The organism is Shinella zoogloeoides, from assembly GCF_030733845.1.
GTDB classification, from domain to species: Bacteria; Pseudomonadota; Alphaproteobacteria; order Rhizobiales; family Rhizobiaceae; genus Shinella; species Shinella zoogloeoides_C.
Genome location: NZ_CP132311.1, coordinates 3,325,725 through 3,338,572, shown reverse-complemented (window position 1 = coordinate 3,338,572; position 12,848 = coordinate 3,325,725). Strand labels below are relative to the sequence as shown.

Sequence of the window (12,848 nt, the reverse complement as noted above, 5' to 3'; positions counted from 1 at the left end):
CTTAACGCAGGCCCTAATACGGTCAGGCGCGGGGATGGGCGCGGTCGTAGATTTCCAGCAGCCGGGCCGAATCGACGCCGGTATAGACCTGCGTGGTGGAAAGGCTGGCATGGCCGAGAAGTTCCTGGATGGTGCGCAGGTCCCCGCCGCCGGCCAGAAGATGGGTGGCGAAGGAATGGCGCAGCGCATGGGGCGTTGCGCTGTCCGGCAGGCCGAGCGCGCCGCGCAGCTTCTGCATTTCACGCTGGATGATGGCCGGCTGCAGCGGCCCGCCGCGCGCACCGCGAAAGAGCGGCTTGTCATCGGCAAGCGGAATTGGGCAGAGCTTGATGTAATCCTCGACGCCCGAGCGGGCCGGCGCGATCAGCGGCACGATGCGCGTCTTGCCGCCCTTACCGTTGATGCGCAGCGAGGTGGGGCTGCCGGCGAAATCGGCCGGTGTCAGCGACAGCGCTTCGGAAATGCGCAGGCCGCAGCCGTAGAGAAGCGTGAGGACCGCGGCGTTGCGCGCGCGGATCCAAGGTTCCTCGGCCAACTGTTCGTGCGCATCGACGACGGCGATGGCCTGCCGGTCGGAGAGTGGCTTCGGCAGGGATTTGGGCTGTTTCGGCGAGCGTACGGCCGCCGCGCCCGCCGCATTGGCAAGGCCCTTGCGCTCCAGGTGGCGCAGGAACGAGCGAAGGCCCGCAAGGCCGCGGCCGAGCGTGCGGGCGCCCGCGCCGTCGCGGCGCCGTGCGGCCAGGAAGCCGCGCAGGTCCGCCGGGCGCAGGTCGCCGATGTCCTTGAGGCGGGCCGGGGCTGCGAGATGCCCGGTGAGGAACGCGAGGAACTGGCGCGTGTCGCGCTCATAGGCTTCCAGCGTGTTGTCCGAGAGGCGGCGCTCCTCGGCAAGGGCCGCAAGCCAGCCCTGCCGCTCGGCCATGAGCGCCGGATCGGCGATGATGAGAAGTTCGGTCATGTCCTGCTCTTGGCGGTAGCCTTGTCGTTCGTGGCAGGATCGGTGAATTGCGTTAGGGATTCGCTAACGCTCCGCGTGGCGGCCGGCTATAACGGGCTCCGATCGAATCCGGATCCGTTCATGCTGCTGCGTTCCATGTCCGCCGAAAACTACCGCTCGCTGCGCTCGATCCGCATGGATCTCGGGCGGGTGAACCTGTTCGTCGGCGAGAACGGGGCGGGCAAGTCGAACCTCTATCGCTCGCTGCAGCTTGTGCAGGCGGCGGTGCGCGGCAGCTTCGCCCACGAGATCGCGGCGGAGGGCGGCATGGCCTCGGCGCTGTGGACGGGCAAGCGGCGGGCGAACGAACCGGTGCGCATCCGGCTCGAAACCGAGCTTCTGGACGAGGAACGCGCGATCACCTTCCGCTACCGCGTCGAGGCGGGGCTGAGGCCGCCGAAGGCGGCGGCGGGCTTCGCCTTCGAGCCGCAGGTCAAGGCAGAGGAGCTTTCCATCGAGACCGGACGCCGGCCGGTGACCGTGATGAAGCGCGCCGGGCCGGGTATCATGGTGCGCGACGAGACCGGCCGCATGGTGGAATATCCCGAACAGGCGCTGACCTCGGAAACATCTATCGCGCTTCTCGGCGATGCCGGCCACTATCCGGAAATCGGCACCTTCCGCCGGGCGGTCTCGCAATGGCGCTTCTTCCACGGCTTCCGCTCGGATCGCGATTCGGCGCTCCGCCAGCCCTGCCTTGCGGTGACCGCGCCGCTGCTCGACCAGGACGGCGCCAACATGGCGGCGGTGTTCGCCACGTTGACCTGGACGCGGGAGGATACACTCGATCTCGACCGCGCCGTGGCGGACGCCTTCGGCGGCGCAAGACTGTTCGTGCCGGAGCCGGAGGAATTCGCCTCCTATGGCCTCATCTTTCCGCAGTTTCCGCAGCGCGTCTTCCAGCCGCGCGAGCTTTCCGATGGGCAGATCCGCTTTCTGGCGCTTGCTGCCGCGCTGCTCTCCTATCGCACGCCGCCGCTGATCGCGCTCAACGAGCCGGAGGCGAGCCTCCACCCGGACATGCTGCCGCCGCTGGCCGAGATGATCGCGCGGGCCGCGCAATCGAGCCAGCTCTGGATCGTGACCCATTCCGAGCGGCTGGCGCAGGAGGTCGAGACGCGCTGCGGCGTGCGGGCGAAACGGGTGATCCGCAATGACGGCGCGACGTGGATCGACGGTATGCGGCTGACCGGCGCGATGGAAGACGACGACGAATGAAGGGGCCGGCGATCTTTGCGGTTTTCTTCCCGCGGTCGCGGGGGCATCTTCGCGGGCGATGAGCAGCGATTCGACCAACCTTTTCGGGGAGAAACTCTTTCCGCGCACCGTGCCCGTGCTGGTGCCGGTGCCGACGCCCGTGCCCTATTCCTATACCGTGCCGGGGGACATGGCGGTCCAGCCGGGCTCCATCGTGCAGGTACCGCTTGGCCCCCGGCTGGTCCCCGGCGTGGTCTGGGATGGCGGCGATGACGGCAGGGTCGATCCGAAGAAGCTGCGCCCCATCGAGAAGGTCTTCGACTGCCCGCCGCTTTCCAAGGAGATGCGCGATTTCCTCGACTGGGTCTCGGCCTATACCGTGACGCCGCCGGGGCTCGTCGCCCGCATGGCGCTGCGCGCGCCGGCAGCCTTCGATCCCGAACCGATGATCGAGGGCCTGCGCTTCACCGGCCACCGGCCTGAGCGGCTGACGAGCGCACGCGAGCGGGTGCTGGAACTGGTCGAGGACGGCATTCCCTGGACGCGCTCCGGCCTTGCCCATGCCTCGGGCACCTCGACGAGCGTCGTCGACGGATTGGTGAAGCAGGGCAGTTTCGAGACGGTCTTCCTGCCGCCGCCGCCCGTCGTCGCCGCGCCCGATCCCGACTATGTCGCGCCAAGGCTGGAAGGACCGCAGACGGAGAGTGCGGCAGAACTGGTCGAGAGCGTGAGGAAGGGAGCCTTTTCCGTCTCGCTGATCGACGGCATCACCGGCTCCGGCAAGACGGAGGTCTATTTCGAGGCGATCGCCGAAACGCTGCGGCAGGGCAAGCAGGTGCTCATCCTGCTGCCGGAGATCGCGCTGACAGCGAGTTTTTTGGAGCGCTTCCACGACCGCTTCGGCGCCAAGCCGGCCGAATGGCATTCCGATCTAGCACCGCGCACCCGCGAAAAGGTCTGGCGGCAGGTGACGACGGGGGATGTGCGGGTGGTCGCCGGCGCGCGCTCGGCGCTGTTCCTGCCCTTCGAGAATCTAGGCCTCGTCATCGTCGACGAGGAGCACGACCCGGCCTACAAGCAGGAGGACCGCGTCTTCTACAATGCGCGCGACATGGCGGTGGTGCGCGCGCGCATCGGCGATTTTCCGGCCGTGCTCGTCTCGGCGACGCCCTCGGTCGAAAGCCGGGTCAACAGCGATGTCGGGCGCTACCGCAAGCTGCATCTGCCGACGCGCTATGGCGATGCGGCGCTGCCGGACCTGCACCTCGTCGACATGCGGCGGCATCCGCCGGCGCGCGGCGGCTTCCTTTCACCAATCCTCCTACGCGGCATCGCCCGCACCATCGAGAAGGAGGAGCAGGCGCTGCTCTTCCTCAACCGCCGCGGCTATGCGCCGCTGACGCTGTGCCGGGTCTGCGGCCATCGCTTCCAGTGCCCGCAATGTTCGAGCTGGCTGGTCGAGCACCGGTTCCGCGGGCAGATCCAGTGCCATCATTGCGGCTATGCCGAGCGCACGCCGGAGGCCTGCCCGGAATGCGGCACGTTCGATCATCTCGCCGCCTGCGGCCCCGGCGTCGAGCGCATCGCGGAGGAGGTGGAGCGGCATTTCCCGGAGGCGCGGACCATCGTGCTTTCCTCCGACCTCATGGGCGTGAAGCGCCTGCGCCTGGAGCTGGAGGCCATCGCGCGCGGCGAGGCGGATATCGTCATCGGCACGCAGCTCGTCGCCAAGGGGCACAATTTCCCGCTGATGTCGCTGGTCGGCGTGGTGGATGCCGATCTCGGCCTTTCCAACGGCGATCCGCGCGCGGCCGAGCGGACCTTCCAGCTTCTCTCCCAGGTGACGGGCCGCGCCGGGCGCTCCGGCCTCAAGAGCCACGGCCTCATCCAGACCTACCAGCCGACCCATCCCGTCATGCAGGCCATCGTGTCCGGCGATGCGGAGGCCTTCTACGACCGCGAGATCGGCGAGCGCGAGAAGGCGCTGCTGCCGCCGTTCGGCCGGCTCGCCTCGGTCATCGTCTCGGCCGACAGCCGCGGCGAGGCGGAGGCGCATGCGCGGGGCCTGCGCCAGGCGGCGCCGCATGTCGACGGCATCTCGATCCTCGGCCCCGCCGAGGCACCGCTGGCGCTCGTGCGCGGCCGCCATCGTTTTCGCCTGCTGGTGCACGGCCGGCGGGGCAGCGACATGCAGACCTTCCTGCGCGCCATGCTGGCCAACGGGCCGAAGGAGCGTGCGTCGCTGCAGGTGCAGCTCGATATCGATCCGCAGAGCTTCCTGTGACCTTCATGGTTAACAAAGAGTTGTGTGAATTCCGGGCGCCGGCTTTAGCCATACGGACGCCTGTGCGATAGAGGGCCGATAGGCACTGACGGAGAGACGCCGAGATGGAATTCTACATCCCCACCGAGACGGGCGAGTTCCTTGCTTTCTGCGCGGCCGTGGTAACGGGGCTCTTCGGCCTGTTCGCGCTTTTCGCGCCCGGCACGGCACTGAAGCTTGCCGGGCTCCAGACCCGGGAGAACAGCCGCGAGGGTCTTGCCTTCGCCCGGTCTGCCGGCGGTTTCTATGCGGGGCTTGCCATCGTCGCGCTGATGATGGCGCAGAGCTGGATCTACATGGCCATCGGCGGCGGCTTCGCGCTCGCCGCTTTCGGCCGCATCCTCTCGCTGATGTCGGACGGCTCCTTCACGTCGAAGAACCTGCTCGTGCTCGCCGTGCAGGCGGTTCTCGCCGGCCTTCCGCTCGGCTACGCTTTCGGCTTCCTCTGAGCGGAAAACCGGCTTCCGGCGTTTATCAGCAGCAGAACATAGTGCGCGCAGTCAACTTTTGCTCCGACTATGGCCGACTTATGGCGCATTCCTGCGCTGCGCGTGTTGCGAGTCCCGGTTTCGTATGCTAGACGAACCGCGAAATTCAGAAAAAGCGGGCGGAAAAGCCTGTGGGAGCTGAAGATTACCGCAACGATTTCAGATGGTTAGGACTGTAGCTATGCTACCGCCCTGCATTCTGGATGAAAAGAAGAGAAGCTTGTGCCCGTGGCAGACACATCCCAGCTTGTTTCCGGTGTTGCAGAAAGATACGCGTCTTCGCTTTTCGACCTCGCGCAGGAAGCCGGCTCGGCTGACAGTGTCGGTGCCGATCTCGCCCGTTTCCGGGCCATGATCGACGAGAGCGAAGACCTGAGGCGGCTGATCCTCAGCCCCGTCTTCTCCGCCGAAGATCAGACCAAGGCTATCGCCGCCGTTGCCGCCAAGGCCGGCATCACGGGCCTCGTGGCGAACTTCCTCAAGGTGGTTGCGTCGAATCGCCGCCTCTTCGCCGTTCCCGGCATGATCAAGGCATACCGCGTCATCGCGGCCCGCGCCCGCGGCGAAATCACGGCCGACGTCACCTCGGCCCATGCGCTCACCGCAGCGCAGGAAAACGAATTGAAGGCGGCGCTGAAAGGCGTCACCGGCAAAGACGTGGCGGTTGCCGTCACTGTCGACCCGTCCATTCTCGGTGGTCTGATCGTCAAGGTCGGGTCCCGCCAGATCGACACCTCCCTTCGCACCAAACTCTCTACCCTTAAGCTTGCACTGAAAGAGGTCGGCTGATGGATATCCGCGCCGCGGAAATTTCCGCAATTCTCAAAGATCAGATCAAAAATTTCGGCAAAGAGGCGGAAGTCTCGGAAGTCGGCCAGGTGCTCTCCGTCGGTGACGGTATCGCCCGCGTTTACGGCCTCGACAATGTCCAGGCCGGCGAAATGGTGGAGTTCCCCGGTGGCATCCGCGGGATGGCGCTGAACCTGGAAAGCGACAATGTCGGTGTCGTTATCTTCGGTTCCGACCGCGACATCAAGGAAGGCGACACCGTCAAGCGTACGGGCGCTATCGTGGACGTGCCGGTCGGTCCGGAACTGCTCGGCCGCGTCGTCGACGCGCTCGGCAACCCGATCGACGGCAAGGGCCCGATCAATGCCAAGCAGCGCGCCCGCGTTGACGTCAAGGCTCCGGGCATCATCCCGCGCAAGTCGGTGCATGAGCCGATGTCGACCGGCCTCAAGGCCATCGACGCCCTCATCCCGGTCGGCCGCGGCCAGCGCGAGCTGGTCATCGGCGACCGCCAGACCGGCAAGACCGCCATCATCCTGGACACGATCCTGAACCAGAAGGCGATCCACGACAACGGCCCGGACGGCGACAAGCTGTACTGCGTCTACGTCGCTATCGGCCAGAAGCGTTCGACCGTCGCCCAGTTCGTGAAGGTTCTCGAAGAGCGCGGCGCTCTCCAGTACTCGATCATCGTTGCTGCAACCGCCTCCGACCCGGCGCCGATGCAGTATCTCGCACCGTTCGCCGGCTGCGCGATGGGCGAATACTTCCGCGACAACGGCAAGCACGCCCTCATCGGCTACGACGACCTTTCCAAGCAGGCCGTTTCCTACCGCCAGATGTCGCTGCTGCTGCGCCGCCCGCCGGGCCGCGAAGCCTATCCGGGCGACGTCTTCTACCTGCATTCGCGTCTCCTCGAGCGCGCTGCAAAGCTCAACGACGAGATGGGCGCTGGCTCGCTGACGGCTCTGCCGGTCATCGAAACCCAGGGCAACGACGTTTCGGCGTTCATTCCGACCAACGTGATCTCGATCACCGACGGCCAGATCTTCCTTGAAACGGACCTGTTCTACCAGGGTATCCGCCCGGCCGTTAACGTCGGTCTGTCGGTTTCCCGCGTGGGCTCTTCCGCTCAGATCAAGGCGATGAAGCAGGTCGCCGGCTCGATCAAGGGCGAACTTGCCCAGTATCGCGAAATGGCAGCCTTCGCCCAGTTCGGCTCGGACCTCGATGCCGCAACGCAGCGCCTGCTCAACCGCGGTGCACGCCTGACCGAACTCCTGAAGCAGCCGCAGTTCTCGCCGCTGAAGACGGAAGAGCAGGTCGTCGTGATCTTCGCCGGCGTCAACGGCTACCTCGACAAGATCGCCGTTGCCCAGGTCGGCAAGTTCGAGCAGGGCCTGCTCGGCTACATGCGCTCCGAGGGCAAGGACATCCTCGACAAGATCCGCACCGACAAGGCGATCAGCGACGACACCAAGGGCAAGCTCAAGGCTGCTCTGGACTCGTTCGCCAAGTCGTTCGGCTGAGGCTGACGGTTCACGCCCTGCGCGCCACCGGCGCGCAGGCGGCCCACGAATTTTGGATTGACGCATGACCGCAGGAGCCTGACGCTCCGGGATCGTGTTACAGGACGGAAAACGGATGCCTTCACTTAAGGATCTGAAAAACCGGATCGCCTCCGTCAAGGCGACGCAGAAGATCACCAAGGCGATGAAAATGGTCGCCGCGGCGAAGCTTCGGCGTGCCCAGGAAGCGGCCGAGGCCGCCCGGCCCTATTCGCAGCGCATGAGCGCGGTTCTCGCCAACATCGCCCAGGCCGTCGGCCAGGACGATTCGGCGCCGCGCCTGATGACCGGCACGGGCAAGGACCAGGTTCATCTGCTCGTCGTCTGCACGGCCGAACGCGGCCTTTGCGGCGGCTTCAACTCGCAGATCGCGCGTCTGGCGCGTGACCATACCCGCAAGCTTCTGGCGAGCGGCAAGACGGTCAAGATCATCTGCGTGGGCAAGAAGGGCTTCGATATCCTGCGTCGCGAATTCGCGTCGCTGATCATCGACCGTGTCGACCTGCGCGAAGTCAAGCGCGTCGGGTTCGAGAATGCAGACCAGATCGGCCGCAAGGTCATCTCCCTGTTCGAGCAGGGCGAATTCGACGTCTGCACGCTGTTCTATTCCGAGTTCAAGTCGGTCATCTCGCAGATCCCGACCGCGCTCCAGCTCGTTCCGGCCTCCGCTCCGGCGGCCGTCGCCGAGACAACCGGCGCCACGGCGATCTACGATTACGAGCCGGACGCAAGCGCGATCCTCGGGGATCTCATCCCGCGCAACATTTCCGTCCAGATATTCCGGGCCCTGCTCGAGAACGTCGCCGGCGAAATGGGTGCCAAGATGAGCGCCATGGACAACGCGACCCGCAATGCCGGTGAGATGATCAACAAGCTGACGCTCAACTACAACCGTCAGCGTCAGGCTCAGATCACCAAGGAACTCATCGAAATCATCTCGGGCGCTGAAGCGCTCTAAGGACCAGGACAAAGAGGGTAAGAGATATGGCTAAGGCAGCTACCCCGAAGGACACCGCAGCGGCAAAGAAGCCGGCTGCGACCAAGATGGCAGCAGCCGCGGCTCCGGCCGCAGCAGCAGCAACCAAGGCTCCGGCTGCAAAGGCTTCGGCTGCCAAGGCACCGGCCGCCAAGAGCGCATCGGCCAAGGCCGCCACGAAGGCTGTGGCTCCCGCCGCGTTCGTCGCCACCGGCCGCGTGACCCAGGTCATCGGCGCCGTCGTCGACGTCGCCTTCGACGGCGAACTGCCGCAGATCCTGAACGCGCTGGAAACCGACAACAACGGCAACCGCCTCGTTCTCGAAGTCGCCCAGCACCTCGGTGAAAACACCGTTCGCACGATTGCCATGGACTCGACCGAAGGTCTCGTCCGCGGTCAGCCGGTCGCCGACACGGGCGCCCCGATCACCGTTCCGGTCGGCCCGGAAACGCTCGGCCGCATCATGAACGTCATCGGCGAGCCCGTCGACGAAGCCGGTCCGCTCACCACCTCCGGCAAGCGCGCCATCCACCAGGAAGCGCCGTCCTACGTCGAGCAGTCGACGGAAGCGCAGATCCTCGTCACCGGCATCAAGGTCGTCGACCTTCTCGCGCCTTACGCAAAGGGCGGCAAGATCGGCCTCTTCGGCGGCGCAGGCGTCGGCAAGACCGTTCTCATCATGGAACTGATCAACAACGTCGCCAAGGCGCACGGTGGTTACTCGGTGTTCGCAGGCGTGGGTGAACGTACCCGCGAAGGCAACGACCTTTACCACGAAATGATCGAATCCGGCGTGAACAAGCACGGCGGCGGCGAAGGCTCCAAGGCCGCGCTGGTCTACGGCCAGATGAACGAGCCGCCGGGCGCCCGCGCCCGCGTCGCCCTGACGGGTCTGACGATCGCCGAAGACTTCCGCGACAAGGGCCAGGACGTTCTGTTCTTCGTCGACAACATCTTCCGCTTCACGCAGGCCGGTTCCGAAGTGTCGGCTCTGCTCGGCCGCATCCCGTCGGCCGTGGGCTACCAGCCGACGCTCGCGACCGACATGGGCGCGATGCAGGAGCGCATCACGACCACGACCAAGGGCTCGATCACCTCGGTTCAGGCCATCTACGTTCCCGCCGACGACTTGACCGACCCCGCGCCGGCAACCTCGTTCGCCCACCTCGACGCAACGACCGTTCTGTCGCGCTCGATCGCCGAAAAGGGTATCTACCCGGCCGTGGACCCGCTCGACTCGACCTCGCGCATGCTCGACCCGATGGTTGTCGGCGAAGAGCACTACGAAGTCGCCCGTAAGGTCCAGACGACCCTGCAGCGCTACAAGGCTCTCCAGGACATCATCGCGATCCTGGGCATGGACGAACTGTCGGAAGACGACAAGCTGGCCGTTGCCCGCGCCCGCAAGATCGAGCGCTTCCTGTCGCAGCCGTTCTTCGTCGCCGAAGTCTTCACCGGTTCGCCGGGCAAGCTCGTCGCTCTCGAAGACACGATCAAGGGCTTCAAGGGTCTCGTCAACGGCGAGTACGACCACCTGCCGGAAGCTGCCTTCTACATGGTCGGTTCCATGGAAGAAGCCATCGAGAAGGCCAAGAAGCTGGCTGCCGAAGCCGCTTGATGAAGTTGGGGCGCCCGCAAGGGCGCCCTCTGATATTCCCGCAATTCCGGATGGAAAACCGCCTGGTATTTTCCTTGGAATTGCTCCGCTGACCGGATTAGTCAAAAGAAGTGAATGGTCATGGCCGACAGTTTCAACTTTGAACTCGTTTCCCCCGAGCGCCTGCTGGTTTCCGGCAGCGTCAGCGAAGTCGTCATTCCGGCGACCGAGGGCGAGATGACCGTCATGGCCAACCATGCGCCGACCATGACGACGATCAAGCCGGGCATCGTCACCGTGAAGTTCGCCGACGGCAAGAAGGACCGCTACGTGGTCTTCGGCGGTTTCGCCGATATCATCCCGACCGGCTGCACGCTGCTGGCCGAATCGGCCGTCCATGTCGATGACTTCAACCGCGACGACATCAGCCGCCGTATCGAGACCGCCCGCAAGGAGCTCGATCACGTGAAGTCGGACGATCAGAAGTTCGGCATCGAGACCTACCTCGCGGAACTGACGACGCTCCAGGGTATCGTCATGCCGGTCTGATCGCCAGACCCCGCGCTGCGAAACATCGAACCCGCCTCCGGCGGGTTTTTTGTTGTCCTCCGACAAGGAGACGGCTGACAATTACAGCAGGGACGCGCCTTCGGGCGTCACCTTGAGGGCCGTCAATCGGCCGCTCGCATAGCAGGTGGTGTCGATGCAGATGCGGTCCTTGCCGAAGACCGGCTCGGCGCCGGCGGTATGGCCGTGAATGACGATGAGCGGCAGTCCCGGACCTTCGCTGAGGAAGGGTTCGCGAATCCAGAGCATGTCGTGGTCTTCCTGCTGCCAGAGCGGCAGACCGGGCCGGATGCCGGCATGCACGAACAGGCGCCGGCCGCTGAGAGCCGCGACCGGCAGGTGTTCCAGAAAGGCGACGTGATGGGCGGGGATGCGGGCGCGCATGTCTTGCGCAAGCAACCGCAGCGCATCCGTCCGGCCGAGATAGTCCGCAAGCTCCAGCCCGTAGGATCGCAGGGTCGCATCCCCGCCGACATCCAGCCAGCGGCGGTGCTGCTCAGGATCGGAGATGAACTTCAGGAACGTGTCGTCGTGATTGCCGCAGAGAGCGATGCGCTCGATGCCGTCGGCATGGTTTCCCCTCGCGAGATGTTCGATCACGGCGCTGGAGGCCGGGCCCCGGTCCACATAGTCGCCGAGATAAAGGATGAGCGGCGGCTGGCCCGGATGTTCAGCGGCATCGGCGCGGATGCGCGCCTCCAGTGCCAGGAGCGCGTCCTGGCAGCCATGCACGTCGCCGATGGCGTAGATAAGCGGCCGATCGGCCGGAAGGGTGAGGCGCTTGCGGCGAAGGGCGGGCGGGGAAACGATCATCGTTCGTTTCTACCGGGACAGCGCGCTGGCGGGAACCGGCAAAGTGGCGCATTCAAACGTTCTTCAGGGCTTCAGCCCGCTCTGTGGCGGGCACCGGCGGAACTGCCGGCATTCCGGATCCCGCCAGATGCCGAGCTTCTGCTGCACCGCCTTTTTCTCGGCCGCTTGAAGGCGCGATGTTCCGGCCCAGCCTGCGCCGGCGGCAACGAGCGCTTCGGCCAGATCCTTGCCGTCAAGCCTGCAGGTGACGAAGGACACGCGGCCGCTGCGAGAGTCCTCCAGACAGGAAAGGGTACGGTTGGCGATGCGGCGGCGCAGCGCGACCCGCGCCTGCTGGCCGCAAATCGCGATGGTGCCGGGTGCGTCTCGGCAAACCCGGCCGGGATCGACGGGCACGATATCGGTCAGCACGTAGAAACGCCCGCCTTCCGAAAAGGAGCCGCTGTCGAAGACGGTGGCGCGACTGGTCACGCGGATGCGCAACGGAATGGGGATGGTGGCGACGGCGAGCCTTTCGTAGGTCTGCTTCCGGCGGTCGATGCGGACGGGCCTGTCGGTCCAGACGGGATCACCTGTCGTCGCGCCGTGATGCAGTTCCGTCGCTCTCGCTGGCAGGGCGGGAAGCAGCATCAAGGTGAGCGTTGCCGCAAAACAACCGATCCGCCAGCCGGCAACTTTCACCTTCCCGCCGGGAATGCCTTTATCTTCGACAGTCTGGGTCAAAGTTTCTCCGGCAGCGGCAGCCAGCGGGCGCGGTCGAAGTAGTCCGGCAGGTAGGGATTGCGGGTCTGTGTGCGGTCCGGCGTGATGATGAAGTTGTAGCGCGGTGTCACATCGAGCCTTTCCCTTCTGAGCTGGAGGCGGTTGCCGAAACGGATGATATCGAACTCCTTCAGCGCGCGGATATCGGCGAGGATGTCGGGCGCCTCCTGCCAGCGCACCTCGTCAAGGAAGACCTCGATGGCGTGGATGACGGCGTCCGTCACGAGGTTCTGCGTGGCGACGTTCTCGATGTTGAGCTTGACGCGGAAGGAGGAAACGCGCGTTTCGGCATTGCCTCTGATCGAGACGAAGGCCGAAGAGGGGCCATTCTCGCCATCGCGTGGATCGGCGAAGGTGCGGTAGGACTGGCATTCCCAGCTACGCTTGTCGTAGAGCGCGGCCTTCCACCCCCCCGTCTCGAAACCGCCCTGGCGCAGCGCCTCGCAAAGCGCCTCAGGCTCCCGGCGGATGGTGCGCACGAACTGGGTCTGGTTCGGGGTGACCGGGGTGAGCAGCCGTTCGGGGATCAGTCCTTCGGGGCGCGGCAGGCGCTCGCCCTTCAATTCATAGGGCCGCAATTCGCGCTCGTGCCCACCCGCCGAGATGGGATCATAGCCGAAGCGGGCAAGCAGAAGGTTGAGATTGCGGTAGTCGTTGGCCAGAAGCACGGTCGCGCCGATGCCGCCGAGCAGCACGAATGCGAAGAGCCCGAAGACAACCAAGCCGGATCTGCTTTGCCTGCGCTCCCTCATGCCGAACCGTGCTGTTGC

Annotated in this window: 12 protein-coding genes; 8 read left to right on the top strand and 4 right to left on the bottom strand. The window is 65.5% G+C overall.

Annotated features, from left to right (window positions below):
• Positions 1 to 22: 22 nt before the first annotated feature.
• Positions 23 to 958, bottom strand: coding sequence for a tyrosine recombinase XerC (locus Q9316_RS17450; RefSeq protein WP_306032830.1), 936 nt, complete (start codon positions 956 to 958; stop codon positions 23 to 25).
• Positions 959 to 1,078: 120 nt separating this feature from the next.
• Here Q9316_RS17450 and Q9316_RS17445 point away from each other — a divergent pair, with 120 nt between their 5' ends.
• The 8 genes from Q9316_RS17445 to Q9316_RS17410 all read left to right on the top strand — a co-directional run bounded on the left by Q9316_RS17445 (position 1,079) and on the right by Q9316_RS17410 (position 10,485).
• Positions 1,079 to 2,215, top strand: coding sequence for an AAA family ATPase (locus Q9316_RS17445; RefSeq protein ID WP_306032829.1), 1,137 nt, complete (start codon positions 1,079 to 1,081; stop codon positions 2,213 to 2,215).
• A gap of 58 nt (positions 2,216 to 2,273) precedes the next feature.
• On the top strand, positions 2,274 to 4,478 hold the full coding sequence (locus Q9316_RS17440; RefSeq protein ID WP_306032828.1) for a primosomal protein N': 2,205 nt from the start codon (positions 2,274 to 2,276) through the stop codon (positions 4,476 to 4,478).
• 104 nt (positions 4,479 to 4,582) lie between these two features.
• Positions 4,583 to 4,966, top strand: a complete 384-nt coding sequence (locus Q9316_RS17435; protein ID WP_306032827.1) for an AGROH133_08824 family phage infection protein — start codon at positions 4,583 to 4,585, stop codon at positions 4,964 to 4,966.
• A 261-nt stretch (positions 4,967 to 5,227) separates the two neighbouring features.
• Positions 5,228 to 5,794: a F0F1 ATP synthase subunit delta gene (locus Q9316_RS17430; RefSeq protein WP_306032826.1), complete on the top strand. Its 567-nt coding sequence runs from the start codon at positions 5,228 to 5,230 to the stop codon at positions 5,792 to 5,794.
• Positions 5,794 to 7,323 (top strand): F0F1 ATP synthase subunit alpha, encoded by a 1,530-nt coding sequence (atpA, locus tag Q9316_RS17425; RefSeq protein WP_306032825.1) that lies wholly within the window; start codon positions 5,794 to 5,796, stop codon positions 7,321 to 7,323. Before Q9316_RS17430 ends, atpA begins: the two co-directional genes overlap by 1 nt.
• Before the next feature lie 115 nt (positions 7,324 to 7,438).
• Positions 7,439 to 8,320 (top strand): F0F1 ATP synthase subunit gamma, encoded by an 882-nt coding sequence (locus Q9316_RS17420; RefSeq protein WP_306032824.1) that lies wholly within the window; start codon positions 7,439 to 7,441, stop codon positions 8,318 to 8,320.
• Positions 8,321 to 8,346: 26 nt separating this feature from the next.
• A complete protein-coding gene (atpD, locus tag Q9316_RS17415; protein ID WP_306032823.1) occupies positions 8,347 to 9,957 on the top strand; it encodes a F0F1 ATP synthase subunit beta in 1,611 nt (536 codons plus the stop codon).
• A 120-nt stretch (positions 9,958 to 10,077) separates the two neighbouring features.
• Positions 10,078 to 10,485 carry a F0F1 ATP synthase subunit epsilon gene (locus tag Q9316_RS17410; RefSeq protein WP_306032822.1) on the top strand — a complete coding sequence of 136 codons (408 nt, stop codon included), beginning with the start codon at positions 10,078 to 10,080 and terminating at the stop codon, positions 10,483 to 10,485.
• An 81-nt stretch (positions 10,486 to 10,566) separates the two neighbouring features.
• On the opposite strand, the gene Q9316_RS17405 is transcribed toward Q9316_RS17410, so the two are convergent.
• The 3 genes from Q9316_RS17405 to Q9316_RS17395 form a co-directional block, all read right to left on the bottom strand.
• Positions 10,567 to 11,316: a metallophosphoesterase family protein gene (locus Q9316_RS17405; protein ID WP_306032821.1), complete on the bottom strand. Its 750-nt coding sequence runs from the start codon at positions 11,314 to 11,316 to the stop codon at positions 10,567 to 10,569.
• A 63-nt stretch (positions 11,317 to 11,379) separates the two neighbouring features.
• Entirely contained in the window at positions 11,380 to 12,039 is a 660-nt protein-coding gene (locus tag Q9316_RS17400) for a thermonuclease family protein (RefSeq protein WP_306032820.1), read from the bottom strand.
• Positions 12,036 to 12,800 (bottom strand): DUF6030 family protein, encoded by a 765-nt coding sequence (locus Q9316_RS17395; protein ID WP_306032819.1) that lies wholly within the window; start codon positions 12,798 to 12,800, stop codon positions 12,036 to 12,038. The genes Q9316_RS17400 and Q9316_RS17395 overlap by 4 nt, the downstream gene beginning before the upstream one ends.
• Positions 12,801 to 12,848 lie beyond the last annotated feature (48 nt).